Annotated in this window: 16 protein-coding genes and 1 riboswitch; of the genes, 4 read left to right on the top strand and 12 right to left on the bottom strand. The window is 53.6% G+C overall.

Features of this window, described 5'->3' with window-relative positions:
• The first annotated feature begins 370 nt into the window (after positions 1-370).
• A complete protein-coding gene (locus MSL71_RS22470) occupies positions 371-1,174 on the top strand; it encodes a DUF3786 domain-containing protein (RefSeq protein ID WP_180145260.1) in 804 nt (267 codons plus the stop codon).
• Positions 1,175-1,229: 55 nt separating this feature from the next.
• On the opposite strand, the gene MSL71_RS22465 is transcribed toward MSL71_RS22470, so the two are convergent.
• From MSL71_RS22465 to MSL71_RS22445, 5 genes are all read right to left on the bottom strand, one after another.
• Complete coding sequence (locus tag MSL71_RS22465; protein ID WP_180145257.1) at positions 1,230-2,084, bottom strand: LuxR C-terminal-related transcriptional regulator; 855 nt, start codon at positions 2,082-2,084, stop codon at positions 1,230-1,232.
• 13 nt (positions 2,085-2,097) lie between these two features.
• On the bottom strand, positions 2,098-2,637 hold the full coding sequence (locus MSL71_RS22460) for a GNAT family N-acetyltransferase (RefSeq protein WP_180145254.1): 540 nt from the start codon (positions 2,635-2,637) through the stop codon (positions 2,098-2,100).
• 55 nt (positions 2,638-2,692) lie between these two features.
• A complete protein-coding gene (locus MSL71_RS22455) occupies positions 2,693-3,163 on the bottom strand; it encodes a hypothetical protein (protein WP_218951114.1) in 471 nt (156 codons plus the stop codon).
• Between the two features lie 77 nt (positions 3,164-3,240).
• Positions 3,241-3,921, bottom strand: a complete 681-nt coding sequence (locus tag MSL71_RS22450) for a TPM domain-containing protein (protein ID WP_180145251.1) — start codon at positions 3,919-3,921, stop codon at positions 3,241-3,243.
• Between the two features lie 5 nt (positions 3,922-3,926).
• Positions 3,927-4,685: a TPM domain-containing protein gene (locus MSL71_RS22445; protein ID WP_180145248.1), complete on the bottom strand. Its 759-nt coding sequence runs from the start codon at positions 4,683-4,685 to the stop codon at positions 3,927-3,929.
• A gap of 497 nt (positions 4,686-5,182) precedes the next feature.
• Here MSL71_RS22445 and MSL71_RS22440 point away from each other — a divergent pair, with 497 nt between their 5' ends.
• Both MSL71_RS22440 and MSL71_RS22435 read left to right on the top strand, forming a co-directional pair.
• Positions 5,183-5,866, top strand: coding sequence for a Crp/Fnr family transcriptional regulator (locus MSL71_RS22440; protein ID WP_281374546.1), 684 nt, complete (start codon positions 5,183-5,185; stop codon positions 5,864-5,866).
• 97 nt (positions 5,867-5,963) lie between these two features.
• Positions 5,964-6,635: a GAF domain-containing protein gene (locus MSL71_RS22435; RefSeq protein WP_180145245.1), complete on the top strand. Its 672-nt coding sequence runs from the start codon at positions 5,964-5,966 to the stop codon at positions 6,633-6,635.
• A 41-nt stretch (positions 6,636-6,676) separates the two neighbouring features.
• On the opposite strand, the gene MSL71_RS22430 is transcribed toward MSL71_RS22435, so the two are convergent.
• Together MSL71_RS22430 and MSL71_RS22425 are read right to left on the bottom strand one after the other, a co-directional pair.
• A complete protein-coding gene (locus MSL71_RS22430) occupies positions 6,677-7,435 on the bottom strand; it encodes a hypothetical protein (RefSeq protein WP_180145242.1) in 759 nt (252 codons plus the stop codon).
• Between the two features lie 238 nt (positions 7,436-7,673).
• The gene (locus tag MSL71_RS22425) at positions 7,674-8,600 is read right to left on the bottom strand and encodes a transposase (RefSeq protein ID WP_180145240.1); all 927 of its coding nucleotides are present in this window, start codon (positions 8,598-8,600) and stop codon (positions 7,674-7,676) included.
• A gap of 381 nt (positions 8,601-8,981) precedes the next feature.
• On the opposite strand from MSL71_RS22425, the gene MSL71_RS22420 reads away from it, so the two are divergent.
• Positions 8,982-9,233, top strand: coding sequence for a hypothetical protein (locus tag MSL71_RS22420; RefSeq protein WP_218951113.1), 252 nt, complete (start codon positions 8,982-8,984; stop codon positions 9,231-9,233).
• A gap of 117 nt (positions 9,234-9,350) precedes the next feature.
• Here MSL71_RS22420 and MSL71_RS22415 read toward each other — a convergent pair whose 3' ends face one another.
• The 5 genes from MSL71_RS22415 to MSL71_RS22395 form a co-directional block, all read right to left on the bottom strand.
• On the bottom strand, positions 9,351-10,109 hold the full coding sequence (locus tag MSL71_RS22415; RefSeq protein WP_180145237.1) for an energy transducer TonB: 759 nt from the start codon (positions 10,107-10,109) through the stop codon (positions 9,351-9,353).
• The gene (locus MSL71_RS22410) at positions 10,106-10,516 is read right to left on the bottom strand and encodes an ExbD/TolR family protein (RefSeq protein ID WP_180145234.1); all 411 of its coding nucleotides are present in this window, start codon (positions 10,514-10,516) and stop codon (positions 10,106-10,108) included. The genes MSL71_RS22415 and MSL71_RS22410 overlap by 4 nt, the downstream gene beginning before the upstream one ends.
• A 173-nt stretch (positions 10,517-10,689) precedes the next feature.
• Complete coding sequence (locus MSL71_RS22405) at positions 10,690-11,349, bottom strand: MotA/TolQ/ExbB proton channel family protein (RefSeq protein ID WP_180145231.1); 660 nt, start codon at positions 11,347-11,349, stop codon at positions 10,690-10,692.
• A gap of 549 nt (positions 11,350-11,898) precedes the next feature.
• The gene (locus MSL71_RS22400; RefSeq protein ID WP_180145228.1) at positions 11,899-14,088 is read right to left on the bottom strand and encodes a TonB-dependent receptor plug domain-containing protein; all 2,190 of its coding nucleotides are present in this window, start codon (positions 14,086-14,088) and stop codon (positions 11,899-11,901) included.
• Positions 14,089-14,161: 73 nt separating this feature from the next.
• Positions 14,162-14,367, bottom strand: a riboswitch (cobalamin riboswitch).
• Between the two features lie 376 nt (positions 14,368-14,743).
• Entirely contained in the window at positions 14,744-15,523 is a 780-nt protein-coding gene (locus tag MSL71_RS22395; RefSeq protein ID WP_180145225.1) for a sirohydrochlorin cobaltochelatase, read from the bottom strand.
• Between the last annotated feature and the right edge of the window lie 219 nt (positions 15,524-15,742).

The raw sequence follows: 15,742 nt of genomic DNA, 5'->3' as shown, positions 1-15,742 counted from the left end.
CCTCAAAGTCGGGAGCAAAAGCAAGCCTCCGGCGGCGAGGTGAGCCAACTCGAAAGCATATTGCCCTTGCGCTTTGTCCCTCGTTCCTCGGGCCAAAGCGCAAGGGCCTCCGGCTCGGGCTACGCCCGACATGAACGCTGAGGGTTTATGCGGGTAGGCTCACAAGCTTCGACGTAACAGGATACGTTGTTGCTACTTGTCCAATGTGGATCTATCCGCATTGCCCCCGGCAGGGCCGCCGGAGGCTTTTTTTTAGGTCTCTCCCCCAAATGGGGGATGTTTTTTTACGGCCTCTCTCCTATGGATTTGTATGAAAGCGCACACGGATCCCTTTCGGCTGCAATACAGCATCCACAATAAGGAGGACGCCATGAGTCAATTCCGCAACGCCATGGAGATTTTCAAGCATTTGCCCCGAACAAACTGCCGGGCCTGCAATGAACCCACCTGCCTCGCCTTTGCTTCCAAGGTGTTTTTGGGTCAGAAGCCCCTGGACCTGTGTCCCCATGCCGCCCACATTTCCTGCGAAGAGAAAACAGAGGGAACCAGCATCAAAACCCTGGATGAACAGCGGCAGGAGGGTCTCAATGCGCTGAAATCAAAACTGGCCGACTGCGATTTAAAGGAAGCGGCCCAACGGGTGGACGGGGTCTACGAGAACGGCAAACTGACCCTTAGAATGTTTGGAAAGCCCCTGTCTGTAGACAACGCCGGGAATCTTTCGGCAGATATCCATATCAACCCGTGGATCACCTCCGTGGTGCTCAACTACGTCCTCTCCTGTCGCGGCGCTGAACTTACCGGGGACTGGGTTCCCCTGCGGGAGCTCAAAGGGGGACGGGAAAAAAACGGCCTTTTTGTCCAGTGCTCGGAGTCGCCTTTCAAATCCCTTGCCGACATGTACCCCGACCTGTTTGAAGAGCTCATTGTTCTTTTCAACGGAGAATCCATTGAGGAGCGGTTCCAATCGGATATCGCCCTTGTGCTCCGTCCCCTTCCCCGGGTTCCGCTGCTGGTCTGCTATTGGAGCCCCGACGAGGGCATGGACTCCGACCTCCATCTCTTCTTCGACTCCTCGGCCGACGACAACGCTGGCGTGGATACCATCTACACGGTCACCACGGGGATCGTGAGGATGTTCGAGAAGATTGCCCGGAGGCACTGGCGCATTTAGCTGGCGAGCGCGGTTGTTGAAGGGCTGCTTTCAAGCAGGTGGACCGGCGTATGGTTCAGATAATCCTGCGGCGGGCGGCCCAGACCGCGGCCTGGGTGCGATCGCTGACGCCCAGCTTGTTGAAGAGATGGATAACGTGGCTTTTGACGGTGTGGGGGCTGATGCCGAGCTCGGCAGAAATTTCCGGGTTGGTAAAGCCCCTGCCCAAAAGGGACAGGACTTCGATCTCCCGAGGTGTCAGGGCGGCGAGCAGAGAGGCGTTGGCCTCATCCACGGCACGGCCGGAGGGTACATGATTGTCGGGGGTTGGGGGGCTCTGGTGCGGGGCTGAACGGGTGTCCACGTCAAAGGTGACAGAATCCACGGGGCGTCCGTCGGGGTCCAGAACCGGGTAGGTCACCTGCTCACTGATGGGAGGACCGAGGTGGGGGCACTGACCGGGAACGGCCCGTTGTTTGGAGACCATGGAGGCAAAGGCAAGGCAGGTGGGGTACCCGCAGGCTTTGCAGTTGGTCAGGGGCAGCAGCTTTAAGATATCCGGAACGGCAATCTTTTTGAACACCCTGTGCCTGGGTAGGATGGTCTCTTTTTTATCTAGGATGGCGTTGAGTTGTTCCAGGAGCCTGTCCCTGAAGGCTGCGGCTTCGTCGCGGTCTTCAAAGGGCGTTGCAAGGCAGCGAAACGGGTAGAGCACGCAGAAGGCCCCGTCCAGCTCAAAGCGCATCAGTGCAGGTGTCTCGTGAAGTTCGGCTCCCGGTATGACCGCGTTGATATAAGGAAAGAGAAACGAGAGATCGGTGTCGAAAAAAAAGCCTGTCATCACCGAGGCGCGACGGACCGAGCCCGGTTTGGCCATGGGGCCTTCAAGGCAGGTGAAAAAGGTGTGGTATTGGATGCGATTCGTCGTCAAGGCGTACCGTTCCTTACTCTGTATCTTCCCGTAACAGGCCGTAGACCACAAGGTCCCTGTACTGATCGTAGAATTTTTCTACCCTGCGAAGGGTGCCTTCCTCAGTGAACCCGAGCCGTTCGGGGATGGCCCTGCTCCTGATGTTTTCCACACCGCACCGGATTTCCACTTTCTGCAGGTCCCAGTAATGATACCCCATCATGACAAGATCCTTGACGGCCCGTGTCATGATGCCCTTTCCGGTATATTCTTCCCCCATCCAGTATCCGATGTGCCCGATACCGTTGGCATGGTCCAGCAGGTTGTACCCGAGGACCCCTGCGATGCGCCCACGGTAAAAGATCGTTTCATGCAGGGCCAGGCCTTTACTGAAACGGTGCCGCTGGAGATCAATAAAGTGACGGGTGTCTTCCGGCTTTTTGATGGAGTCGAGCCAGGGCAGCCATCGTTTCAGGTAATCGCGGTTTTTCTCCGTGAGTTGAAACAACTCGTCGGCAAAATGAGGCACGGAAAGCCGCAGTTGAATGTGTCTGTCGAGTTGTCGATAAAACATCGCGGGCTTTCTCCATGGGAATCGAAGGTATTTCTGGGGGTGGGCGCCCCATGGTTCAAGGGCCATTTTTTTCCGGCCCCATCGTCCAGAGGGCCAGGGTCCCGATTCCGTGTAAGACCCCGATGACAAGGGAGAGCACGGAGGAGACAAAGACAAACACGATCCTGGTGTTCATCTCTTCCAGATAGGGATGCTCCACAAAGACGATCACAGGGATGCTGCCGATGCCCCGGGTCAGGTAGACACAAGAGATCATCACAAGGGCCGCCCTGGTGAAGGGAAGCCTGCGGACATACCCGGCTCCGGAAAACGCATAGAGACCGAACACAAGAAAGACCAGGATAATCGCCGTCGTAATCCCCATGGGGACCCATGAGCCGTTTTCCGCCATGGCGACCATGGACTCACCGGCGCCGAAAAAATGGTACCAGTCCCTGCCCCCGATGACAATGCCCGTGTGCAACGCGGCGATGGCCACGCTGCAACACCCTGCAACCGCAAGACATGGATTGCCGGTTTTCATCATGGTCGTCCCCATTGTTGTTGCCCCCGACAGGCCGCCGGGGGCTCAGTCGAACAGGTTCGTTACGGAAAAATTTTCCGTTAATCGATGAGGTAAAGCGTATCCACCAGTTCGTTGGCATCGTCCGGGGCAACGGGGAAATGGCTGGCCAGGAGTTCGCCGCATCGCAGGATCCCCTTGCGCATGCCCTCCTCGGGCTTGCCGTGTCTGAAGCCGGTGATGATGGTATCGCACAGGGTCTGCCAGTCTTCCCTGGTGAGCTTGGCGTTGATGGTGTCGTCTCCCACCACGTGGACCATATGCTCGTACAGGGAGACATAGATCAGCACGCCGGTGGCGTCTTCGGTTTTCCTGATTTTCAGTCGCTGAAAGGTCTCCCGTGCGCGGCGCTCCACCTCCTCCTGCATCTCTCGTTTTGTGATGAGAGGGAGCCTCAACACGGGAAAATGGCTCGTCAGGGCCATGCCCATAAAAAAGGAGACGGCAAGAACCGCCAGGGCCGCGGCCATGGGAAGGCGTGATGCCGTTGAGGCACCCCAGGTATCGACAACGGGTGCCAGGCCCTGAATCCATCCCCAGGTGCACCCGAGCACAATCAGGGAGAACAGGAGCCCGAAGAGATCCTCTGCCCTGTCGTAACGCCCGGAGGCACTGGCAATGACCGGAACCACTTCGGCCGAAGTGTTCTTTTCCACGTCGGCAATGGCTGCTTCGATGCTTCGAATTTCGTCGTCTGTCAACAGACTGGTCGCTTTTTTCATACCGGTTACCATGATCCTGTTGCCCCCCCTCCGCCGGAAAAGCCGCCTCCGAAGCCCCCGCCGCTTCCTCCGTCAGAAGAGGAGTCAGCCGAGAGCAAAATCTGGATAATAAATAAAAGAACGACACCAAGAATTCCAAGGAGCACCCAGGCCCATCCCTTTCGCCCCGAACGGAACAGGTTGATGATAAGCATCACCATCAAAGCGATACCGCCCAGCACCGCGGGAATCACCCACCAGGGCCCTTGGGGTTTGGGCAGGGAGAGCCCACGTGCCATGGCATCCAGTCCACGGACCCCGTCGGCAATCCCTGTTGCGTAATCGCCCCGTTTGAACCCGGGGATAATGAGGTCATTCATGATCTGGCCGGCCTCATAGTTATGTGCCCCGCCCCAGTCGGCCCCAAGCTCGATGCGGGCCTTGCGATCCCCTTCGGAGACGAGGAGCAGGATCCCGTAGTTGCGATCCTCCCAGCCGATGCCCCAGTGGTTGAAGAGGGCGGCGGCATACTCCTCTATGCGCATGGTGACGGCATCCTGGACGGCAAGGGCCGGTATGGTGACCACATACAATGGGATGTTTTCTTCGGCAAGGAGAGCCGAAGCGATCTCATCAATTTTGGCCCCTGCCCGGGCATCGATGAGCCCTGCTTCATCCACGTAAAAATGCTCCGACGGCGGCTTGTCCGGAAACGTTGCAGCCAGGGCACATATGGGCGTCAGCAACAGAATCGCCGCCCATGCAAACCATTTTTTTCTGTTCATCTATTGATGTCCCTTCAAGGTGTTGATGGTTAACACACCTGCGATATAATGTTGAATATCAGATATGCTCAAGGATAACCACACGATTTTACATTGATGTTGTATGATTTTACCCCTTCAAAACGAGGCGGGAGTGTGTTTTTACCTGCATCTCTAACAACTGAAAAGGTGCCGGCAAAAGAACCTGTCCCCTTCTCTCCGGCGAGTAGTAATAAGATACGGCAGGTTTGTCAATTGGTTCCGTTTGTCGGGGCTGAGCCGTGCTGATTCAGGCCCGACCGGTCACGTGTTTGACGTGTTCCCTCCCCTTGCGTGATGGCTCTATTCCCTGTATTGAGGTAGGTTCTTGGTATAAAAAATGCATCGTATCACCCTTTCACTCCCCATAGGTTTTTCACTCAGTTTGTAGCCGCTGCTACAGACAAGAATAATCTTCTATACTTAATAGAAGCACCATCATTATCTACAATCCAGGTGGAGTAAGAAAGGGTTGAATCGTGTGTCGTGCTAAACAAATTGCAGGTAATGATATCAACAAATTATCAATAGATTTTAATTTAGAAAACACGTATTCGCCGGAGTTTGAAGCCTTTATCTTCAAGGCAAGGAAAAAGAGAGCCGCCAAGGGAGATGCCCTGTTTCTTCAGGGAGCTGCCGCCGAGGAGCTGTTTTTGATTACCGCCGGCCGCGTCAAGTTGAACAAGGTGTTTGAGAACGGCAACGAATTGACGCTTGAGATGCGGAAATCCGGGGATTTTGTCGGTGAAAACATTTTCCTTTCAGGGGCCCAGTATCCTGTCACGGCTTATTGCATGGAAGACACGACCACGTGCGGCTTCAGCAAAACAGAGTTTGAGCAGCTCATCCTGGAGTACCCGAAGATAGGTCTCCAGGTGATCAAAAACATGAGCGAGCGGATCTCATGGCTGACACGGCGCGTGAGAAGCCTGTCTCTGCCCAATATTGAAGATCGCCTCTTTCATGTTCTTTTGAATATAGCCAAAGAACACGGGACACAGAGTCCCCAGGGCATCATCATCAAGTTTCCGCTGACCCATGAGGAGCTGTCGATTTTAACCGGCGCCCACAGGGTGAGCATTACCCGTGCCATGAAGGTTTTAAAACGGACCGGTAAAATCATATCCGAAGATCGAAAACTCATTGTCCCCACCATCAAATAGATGTCGGGTATTCACACATGATCCTTCAGGGATACGTACGGTCCACTCCGTACCGAGGTACCGTTGGGGTCGGAATTACAGCAGGGCGATACCAAGGATGACAAAGGCAATTCACGTTCCCGAGCATATCAAGAAAACCTGGCAGGACATGACCGACCTCATAACCGAAATCACAGGAGCGCCCGTTGCCCTTATCATGCGGTTTTCCGACCCGTGCGTGGATGTGTTTGTGTCAAGCATCGGCACCGGCAACCCCTACTCCCCGGGTGAGACGCTGGAGTTGAACAATTCAGGATTGTATTGTGAGGCCGTCATCAAAACCCGGGAGCCCCTTGTTGTCTGCGATGCCATGAAGGATGAAAGGTGGCTGGCCAACTCCAGGACCAACCGGGACATGACTTCCTATCTGGGGTATCCTGTCTTGCTTCCCAACGGCGAAGTCTACGGAACCCTGTGCGTCCTGGACAGGGTCAGCAAGGGCTTTCCCGATCCCGTACGCCACCTTTTGCATCATTTTACCAAACAGATGGAATCCCACCTTGCGCTTCTCTGCCTCAACCATGCCATGGTGGAACAAAACAGAAAAATCACGCGGAGTCTTGCCGAGCGACAGGTGCTACGGGGATTTATCACCATGTGCGCCAACTGCAAGAGCATAAAAGACACCCAGGGCAACTGGCAGGACATTGAGTCCTTTCACCCGGAGGCCAACTTCAGTCACAGCATCTGCCCTTCATGCCGCCGCGTTTTGTATCCCTATTTAAAGTAATCGACGGGCGGATCCCCACCCTTTTCCTTTTGGTTTATCCGCTATTCCGGGGTGTAGTTGAAATCCATGATAAAGGAATGCTCCGAGGATTTGGAGGATGCATAGATGTCATTGAGGACTTCCCGTGTGGAAAATACATCGGGCTGGGTGGCCTTCAGGGCTGCCCCGATAAAATCAAAGGCCCCTGCCCCGGCCTTGGTCTTTCCGCTGAGGACCGTTTTGACAAGGCCAAAGGGCACGTCCGGGTCATAAAAGTTTACCTGGGTCATGTCCGCGTCCACGGTGCCGAAAAACGGGTCTCCGGAGTGGTGAACCATTTGCTGAGTCTGGATGTAGACAACGTTGTACGACCTCCCTTTGATATCGAAATGCTGGGGTACGGCGCATCGTTCAAAGGCGACGCGACGGAAATAGCCTGATTCAGGGTTCTCCCCCTCAACCTTGAGGGGCGTGATTTCCCCTTTGTATTCAAGCTGCGCCCTAAGCACCCGCCCGTTGTCCGTGACCCAGTAGAGTTTCCTGAAATCCAGCATTTTTCGGTTCTCGGGCTCGATGGACACCAGATTCACCCTGTCTTCCCGGGACACCAAGGTAACCCGACTCCCGTTTCCGGTCATGTTTTCGTTGTCCGAGGTGTAAAACGCCGTGTCCCCCACCTTGGGATCCGGGTGGATATAAAACCGCTCACAGACCGGCTCTTTTTTCATGCTCGAGACCACATAGCCCTGCAGGAGCGACATGCAGCCCGTGAGGGGAATCAAAAAGAAAAACGTCAATACAAAAAACATGGCGCGTTTCATAAAAACTCCTTCTTTCTTAGGGGACAGGTTCATTTTGTACTTTGTAACACAAAGCCGAAAAATCGGGTGTGTCTCTTTGACTATCGGCGGATTATTTTGTTCGATTTAAGGTGGAACGCCTTCTAAGAACCCATGGGAAAAACACTCACCGGAAAAATCGATGCAAAAATAAGAAAAAAGGCGCACCCTGACACAATGCCCTATATGGGCCGACAGGAATCAGACTTTCAACCATGGGTTAGGCGCCGACTAGCCGTTTTAAGGAGTACATCCCATCTATCCCTTTGACGCTTCGGGGAATTTTATCCCGTGCGGTTTGGTGCTTATCCTTGAACAAACCGTATGTTCTTTCGACAAAGGCCCTTGACCCGATAATTCCTGAATCCGTGAAGTAGCGTGTTTTAAAGCGAAATCGCCTCACCCGGGCAATTTCAAAGTCATGGGCTGTCTCCCTGTCAAGGATATGCTTTGCAAGGCTCGCCTTGCCCTGCTTTTCAACGGCACCCACATGGTAGAGAAATTTCCGGTAATCCTTCAGCCGAGCCACCCGGTCAGTCGTTCTGGAATCTTCAAGACCCAAGTCCAATGAGAGAAAGTCATCTTTATTGCCCGTTTGCAGGTGGTAGCCGATGGAGCACCAGCGGTAATCCTCGGGGCGTTTCACAATTCCAGCCCGCAGAGGATTCAGGTCGATATACGCAAGACAATGAATCAAGGAATGACCCTGCTGAACGAGAACGCTTTTAAAGCGTTCCCCCCAGAGGGTTCCCTTGCGATTTTTCCGTTTGTTGTAGTAGACGGAAAAACATTGCTTGATATCTTTGACATAGGCAGACAGACTGCAAAACCTTTCCCGGTAATCGCTGAGCAATCCTTCCGGAAATTCAGCGTCCCTCCCGTAAAGAATCTTGAATCGCCGTTTTACCTCGTCGTCGGGGACCATGGATTTGGGGGAAATCTCCACAAGCAGATGAAAGTGATTGCCCATCACAGCAAATCCCAATACGTCAACAACATAAATCGAGGAGAAGCGCTGAATGATGCTGACCAGTTTATCTTTATCGACCTGGCCAAAGGGGAGGCCTTCAAGTGCTGTCCGACTGATAATGTGGTACGCGGTCTTTTGTCCTGGATCCGTGACAACCAAACGGGGAATTCGCGGCATAACACCCTCCTTCCTGAAACCCGGAATTTATACGGCGATCGGTTGGTGTGAATCATTTAAAAATAAATCTTTTATAATTCAAGGATGATATCTTCGCGACCACTGTCTCACACATGGCAGAGGAAAGTCCAGCATTAAGAGCCTGTCCCTAAAAAGACGTGAACTTGAAGTCAAATTTAAAAGCCAGCATAATGGTGACGTGATAGCCTGCTATGAACCTTACAGACAAAATAATGAGGTGCCCCAATGAGGTTTGATTTGTCCCGCCCCCTGGCAGGAGCATGGGTGATCGTTCTGTTGGTCGCCTGTATGACGTTGTCGTGTACCAAAACCACCACAACACCTTTAAATACAGAACAGGAAACACCAGGAGACGTGATTGTGTTCTACAGCCCCCCGACTGACCGGGAATACGTGGAGCTGGGGCTTGTGACCACCCAGACAGGGCAGACCATTTTTCATGACCGCAGCGCAGAAGGGATGATTGAAAAGCTCAAGGAAGAGGCTGCCAAGCTCGGGGCCGATGCCGTGATCGTGCGATCTGCCAACGAAGGGACCTGGGGTCTGAAGGGTGGAGGCACCACCGGCTTTGACCGTGGTAACGCCCAGGCCGTTGCCATTAAATTCAAGTAAAGCATCAAATTCGAATAACCGGTATCCCTTGAAATTTTGATGAATCACGCCCCCCGTTGCCTCCTTACGAGGGTATGTAAAAAAAGAACCTGTCCCCAAAAAAGTCTTCAGAACTGTTTATATTCCGCGCAATTCGAATCTTACGGGCAACGTGACCCAGGTGGGTTGGTCAGATCCGCTGGCGGAAAATCGCCATTTTTTAACGCTTTTTAGGGCGCTGCGATCCAGAACGCCGTGGCCGCTCGACGTCTTCAACTTTACCTTTTCCACGTGGCCGTCGCCTGCCACCAGAATATCGAGAAGAACCACACCCTGATACCCCCTGCGGATGGCCGCCTTGGGATAACGGGGCTCCGGCGCGTAGACCGACGTGGGCTGTGCGTCGGTGAGGGTTCCCCCGACGGCAGGCGCAGAGGCAGGCTCCACGGTCTCTTGGGACTCCTGATCGGCCTCCTGGGCCATGGCGACCTCCACCGGAGCAGACGGCTCGTCTGATTTGGGCGAGGGCTCCGGCTCTTCAGCCGCCACGGGTGGAGCAGGCGTGGGAAGCTCCTCCACGGGCTCAAGAACGGGGACCTTCTTTTTTGCTGCTTTCTTGGGCTTGATGCGCTTTGCCTGTGTTTTCTTTTTTTGAACAGGAGGTTTTTTGGAAGGAACCGGCTTTTTCTTTTTTGGTGGCGTTTTCAGGGGTTTTGGCTTTGCCACCGCTTTGGGCGGGGCAGCAGACTGCACCGACGAAACCGTCATGGAAACGGAAATCGTGGTGCCGTGGGTGGGGGCCGATGGTGGGGTAACCGGAGCCGTGGGCAAGGGCATCAGGAAAAAAAAAGCATGCAACAAGGCGGCTGCACAGGCGGAAAGCATCAGGCGATTCACGGTTTTGCGACCTCCGCCTGAAGGGCGATATCACAGATTCCCGCTCCGCGGATGGTGTCCATGACATGAAATAGGTTTTGATACGACAGGTCTTTGTGGCCGCTGAGAATGACCTGCTTTTTTTTCTTTCCCTCAAAGTATCGCTTTACCCTGGTGCCGAGGTCCGTCAGCATCACTTCTTCCTTACCCATGTACACCCGGCCGTCTGCTTCCACGGAGATGATGAGCTCCGTTGCCTCTTCCATGTGCTCGGCCTGTGCGGATTCCGGGAGTTCAAGACGGATGCCGTTGTGGTAACTCATGGAGAGCATGGCGTAGATAAAAAAAACGAGCAGGAGGAACACCACGTCGATGAGGGGCAGCATGTCCGGCTTGTTCTTGATGCTGAAATCTCGTTTGACTTTCATCTGGAAAACCTTTTTCTTAAAAACACCGCCTGAGAGTGATCACACGTTATTGGGGAGGCGATGGTGCCTTTACGTACACTACGTAACATGCCCCGGATTTCATCACACAGGGTCTGCTCCATACATAGCATGCCCCCGGTACCGGGTAATTCAGATCATTTGTGCGCGCATACTCATCCCCTGCCCCCGGCAGCCAGCTTTCCCTCTTCAGGGTGTTGCACGTCGCGGTTGCCGTTGGCTCTTTTCTCATAGGTAATCTCAAGGGAGGTGGCGTATTTTTCGATGGCAAGGGCCGAAGCCTCGGCACAGGCGTTGAAGTAGTTGCAGGGAAGCAGGGTCAGGATACTGATGGAGAGGCCCGCAGCCGTCGTGATAAGGGCCTGGGCAATCCCCCCCGTCACGGCCTGGGGATCACCGATACCCTTGGCCCCGAGCATATCAAAGGAGTGGATGATGCCCACCACGGTCCCCAGGATTCCCAGCAAGGGAGCCACGGTGATGATGGTTTCCAGTACGCCCATGAAACGCCTCATCTTGCGCAGCTCATCCGATGCCGCAGATTCCATGGCCATGGCCATGGAGTAGTCGCGATGCAGGATACCGTTGATCAGGATACGGATGATGAAGTTTCGGGAACCCCGTGCAGCAAGGCGGATCTCGTCCCAGAGTCCCTGGTCGGCGAGGTCCAGGACCCGATAGACCAGGTCTCGGTCCTTATCCCGCCTGATGCGGAGCCAGAAGATGGATCGCTCAATGATGAGGGTCAGTGACACAAAAGAACATAAGACCAGCGGCAGCATCAGAAGGCCGCCGCTTTTCAATAAATGAATCATGTAGCCTGTACCTGTTTCGGGATGGAAACACCAAAGCCTCGCAGAAACAAAATCATTTCAGCAAGGCGCTGTGATAACAAGGGATCAATAGCCATGATCGCTGCGATATATAGCACAAATCATCCGGCAATGCGAGATGATCCCATCAACAAAAAATCTCCGAATCCAGCCGGATATCATGGGAGGGGGGAGGGACGCCGTTGTCCCTCCCCTGCCCCTGATTCCAACCACAGATCAGGAGATACACATGATGCTCCGAGTCAACGGGCGGAGCAACACCCCTTTTCCGGCCCTTTCCTTTGCATTCGGTCCAAAATGAACCGAACCGCCCTCCGCAAGGAGGATCTCCCGACCTCTTAGCAGCTGCCCAATCATACAGCCAAGGACGGGAAAAACGGGGGCGGCCTGCCCTGATGCGCCAGGCACGGCCTTCAAGGGGTTTTCAAGGGGGCGACGATGCCCCCCTGATTTTCCGCCGGTGTCACAGGTCCGGCGAAAATTGGTGAGCGGGGAAACCGGTCCCAGCCCGGGTCGTGGGGATAACCCGGACTAGTAGGACCAGGTAACCCCGGCAAAAAAACGGCGGCCTGGGATGGGGTATCCCAGAACATAGGCCGCATCTTCATCAAACAGGTTTTTCACTTCACCGCGGAGGGACAGGCTCCCCAACTTGTCCGTGGTCAGCACGCGTTTGGTGATGGTAAAATTGGTGACGGTAACCGAAGGAAGTGTCACATCGGATGTTGACCAGTCAGGGTTGTATTTAACCACATCCTGGCTGCTCAGGTATGAGACGCTGAGATCAGAAGAGAACCCATCCAGATCCGTTAAGGCGATACCTGCTGAAATGTCGAGATCCGATGTATACTTGAGATCCTTGTCAGTCTCTGCATCCTCGTATTTAAAAAGATGTGTCAGCGTTGCGTAGGGCCTGAGCTCCCAGCCCCCGAAAAGATCGGAGAAGGTGTAAGAAAATTCCCCTTCAACACCACTGATGGTTGCTTCATCCAGGTTTTTGTAGGTAGTAAAGCCATGCTGCTGGTCCGTCACGATTTTATCATCATATTCAGTGGTAAAAACGGTAAGGCCTGTTTTTAAACGACCGTGGGTGACATCCACTCCCGCTTCATAGGTTCGGCTTTTTTCCGGGTTTAAATCCGGGTTGCCCACATAATGCGTTCCGTATGACGTAAAATCAGCGGCCAGCTGCTCTGCAGACGGCATGCGAAAGGCGTCGGCAAAGGATGCCCTGAGCTTGATCTGTTTGGTCAGATTGTAAACAACACCCAGGCTTGGGTTCAGGTCATCGTCGGACTTGTCGTTGCCCTGGTCACCCGAAATATCCACGGAGTAGTGATCATATCGAGCACCGCCGAGGAAAATCAATTTCTGATCAAGAAATTTAACCTTTCCCAGTGCAAATCCAGCTGTGTTGTCAAATGCTGTTTTGTTCGGTGCACTGGGCTCGTTGGTTACATCATAATCCACCCAATCCACGCCGGTGGTAAGACCGAACCGCTGACCATCGTATGAAACCTGGGCCTGAGCGCCCTTGCTGTCTGTTTCATGTTCACTGGGTATTCCGTCATCCCATCCCGAGGCATTGCTATCTACAGGGTCATTCCACGTGTCTTTGTCCGTTCCGCCGAAGTATCGAAGCATCCACGCCAGGGACGATGTGCCGTTTTTCCCGTCGTAGGTAATGTCGTAGGAGCTGTTTTCAGAATCTTTTGTGTTGTCCAGATCGTTTGCCTCGATACTGCCTGGGTTACCGATGTTATCGCCATCAAAGAGCGTATAGGTCAACCCGATGCGGTGTCCGGGAGAAAATTCATACCCTGTGTTCAGGCTGGCACGAAGGATGCCATCATTGCCTGTGTTCAAGTATTCCTTGCCGCTGCCTGTTTCGTAATCGCCTTCTTCGGAATGGGACACAGACGCAGAGAAATCAATTTTCCCTGTTTTTCCCGACACGTCAGTTTCAAATTCGTTGTAGTCATAAGAGCCGGTCTTTGCATAAGCTGAAACAGCGGGTTTTCCGTTCCCTTTTTTGGTGATGACGTTTACGACGCCACCCATGGCCGCCGAACCGTATTGAACGGCAGCTGGCCCCTTGATAATTTCCACACGTTCGACATTTTTTGTGATCAGTTTGGCCGCGTTGCCGGTCCCTGCACGGCGACCGTCAATGAGGATCAGTACATTGCCCATCAGATCGTTTCCATGGGTGTCTGTGCTGAACCCACGGATCTTCACGGTCGTCAGAGCTCCGGGGTACTCGCGGATCTGAACGCCGCCTTTTTCCACAAGAAGCTCTCCCAGGTTTCTCGCCGAGGAGTTCTCAATTGCTTCTGAGTCAATCACCGTCACAGCCGCCGCCACTTCCGTGATGCTCTCTTTGGCTCGCGAAGCGGTCACCACATATTCATCCAGGGCAGCATCCGTGGCCCAGGCCGGGGAGCTGGCAGCCACCCAGGCGGCGACAGCACCAATCATGAGACTTCGTTTCATTGTGTTTCCTTCCTCAAACATAAGACTTTGTTTTGCACCGAAGGCGGCGACCTTCCATGCAGAACGGCCACCTGAACCACTGTTGCTCCAAATTACGGGGAAATTGACCCATTCAAGGAAGGAATGGCTATAAGGAGAGAAGTGAGACACCACGGATGTATCGCCTGAAACAAAAAAGCCCCATGCCGCCCTTTGGTCGCAAAGGTGGCATGGGGCCGTTTTTCCCATGTCGTCTGATCAGGTCTCCCGTTCCTACCGCGAGAACGAAACCCCTCACCTGATTGTACGTTAAACTACATAAGCAGGTGAATTCACCCTGGCAGGTCTTCTGACTTCCGGATCGTCCGAACTCTCGCGCCTTCCCGCTCAAATCATGAGCAGTGGCGTATGTACGAAGTTCGTCCCCGGTTACAGCGGCGGGCCCGTCCCCGATTCTCACGGGGTTCCCTTTTAAGCAGCGTCCCTTTTACTAAAAAAGAAGCGCGCACCAGAGATCAATTTGTATGTTTATCTACACAAGATATTCGCCGTGTGTCAAACACTTTCTTGTCTTTTTTGTCACTCTATCTGTTTGTGGACAGAAGGTACGGTTTTTTTCTTTTTCAATCACCTGAAGTTAAAGGTATAAAATGCCGACATTAAAGCGAAACACAAAGCGTATCACAAAAGAAAAAGTAACTATTCAGTTGCCTCCGGCGGGTCGCTTTTTTGAAAAAAAGCTCCGCAAAAAACGTTTCTAATGCACCCGTGCTTCGTTTTGACGGAGCCTATAAATGATTACTTGAGACCTGTTTATCAAACTTTTTAAAAGTTTGGCCCCCGGCAGGGCCGCCGGAGGCTTTTTTGATCTGAATAGTTACAAGAAAAAAAGTTCTTCAAGGTGTCACACCGCTTCCGACTCAAGGACCATGTCCATGGCCTCTTCCAGATGTCGGACAAAGAGCCGCACAATCTCCGGCATGTACCCGATGCCCCGGTCGATAAAGCTTGATTCGATGCCTTCTGCCGCAAAAAGATTTTTCCAGGAGTCTTCGTCATCACCTGTCAGATCTTCGAGGTAGTGCACTCCTGCCACCAGCATCAATGGAACAATCTTTACCCGCGTAAAACCGGCTGCTTTAACCGTATCCACGATATCTTCAGCCTCGGGAAAACCCTCCACCACCCCCGTAAAGGCGCTGGGACCGTATGCGTTTTTCAGCATCGCGTCCAGGGCGAAGTAGGTGGTCCATGCCGGGTGATCGGTGCCGTGTCCGATAAACAGGGTGGCTTCATCTTTGCGGTCCGAGACCAGGTGCCCCAGGGCGTCCACCACACAGCGGCAATCCTCGGGAGAGGTAATCAGGGGAAGTCCCACGGAGATCCGGGGTTTTCCGGTATGGACCTCCTCAAGGAGCCGGGTGAACTCATGGCCGCAGATAAGATGCATGGACTGCATCACCGCCCACTCTTTGCCTTCGTCGGCCAGCTCGGCCAGCACCTCGTGGGGATGGGGGAAATGGCGTCCTTTTTTCTTCATGGCATCCCGGACCATCCGCGAGGACCAGGCCCATCGCACCTCATGTTCCGGAAAGCGGTGCTTGATGGCCTCGTCAATGACGGTGTAGGTCTCAAGGGCCTTGCTGGTGGTCCCGAAGGCCACAGGTACGATGACCGGCTTCATATGTTCCTCCAAATTTTTTTTTGTAACTATTCAGCTCAAAGTTGCCTACGGCGGCTCTGCCGGATCGCAAACGTTTAAAAGGTTTGCCAAACAGATCCTGCCCACGACTCGGAACCGCCGAAGACATCTGAATCGTACTTTTTATAACGACTTAACTACTACCAGAAGCAATCGCCCCAGGTACAACATTTTTTTGATAATGAGTATCTCCGGCGGAGA

The sequence above is a fragment of the Desulfoluna butyratoxydans genome (genome assembly GCF_900699765.1).
Taxonomy (GTDB): domain Bacteria; phylum Desulfobacterota; class Desulfobacteria; order Desulfobacterales; family Desulfolunaceae; genus Desulfoluna; species Desulfoluna butyratoxydans.
The sequence above is the reverse complement of the archived record's forward strand: the minus strand, read 5'-3'. Positions and strand labels throughout refer to the sequence as shown.

Excerpts from the sequence above, each read along its gene's own strand:
- MSL71_RS22470 (WP_180145260.1), top strand. The coding sequence starts at position 371 with ATGAGTCAATTCCGCAACGCCATGGAGATTTTCAAGCATTTGCCCCGA.
- MSL71_RS22460 (WP_180145254.1), bottom strand. The coding sequence starts at position 2,637 with ATGTTTTATCGACAACTCGACAGACACATTCAACTGCGGCTTTCCGTG.
- MSL71_RS22455 (WP_218951114.1), bottom strand. The coding sequence starts at position 3,163 with ATGATGAAAACCGGCAATCCATGTCTTGCGGTTGCAGGGTGTTGCAGC.
- MSL71_RS22450 (WP_180145251.1), bottom strand. The coding sequence starts at position 3,921 with ATGAAAAAAGCGACCAGTCTGTTGACAGACGACGAAATTCGAAGCATC.
- MSL71_RS22445 (WP_180145248.1), bottom strand. The coding sequence starts at position 4,685 with ATGAACAGAAAAAAATGGTTTGCATGGGCGGCGATTCTGTTGCTGACG.
- MSL71_RS22435 (WP_180145245.1), top strand. The coding sequence starts at position 5,964 with ATGACAAAGGCAATTCACGTTCCCGAGCATATCAAGAAAACCTGGCAG.
- MSL71_RS22430 (WP_180145242.1), bottom strand. The coding sequence starts at position 7,435 with ATGAAACGCGCCATGTTTTTTGTATTGACGTTTTTCTTTTTGATTCCC.
- MSL71_RS22425 (WP_180145240.1), bottom strand. The coding sequence starts at position 8,600 with ATGCCGCGAATTCCCCGTTTGGTTGTCACGGATCCAGGACAAAAGACC.
- MSL71_RS22410 (WP_180145234.1), bottom strand. The coding sequence starts at position 10,516 with ATGAAAGTCAAACGAGATTTCAGCATCAAGAACAAGCCGGACATGCTG.
- MSL71_RS22405 (WP_180145231.1), bottom strand. The coding sequence starts at position 11,349 with ATGATTCATTTATTGAAAAGCGGCGGCCTTCTGATGCTGCCGCTGGTC.
- MSL71_RS22400 (WP_180145228.1), bottom strand. The coding sequence starts at position 14,088 with ATGGGAAAAACGGCCCCATGCCACCTTTGCGACCAAAGGGCGGCATGG.
- MSL71_RS22395 (WP_180145225.1), bottom strand. The coding sequence starts at position 15,523 with ATGAAGCCGGTCATCGTACCTGTGGCCTTCGGGACCACCAGCAAGGCC.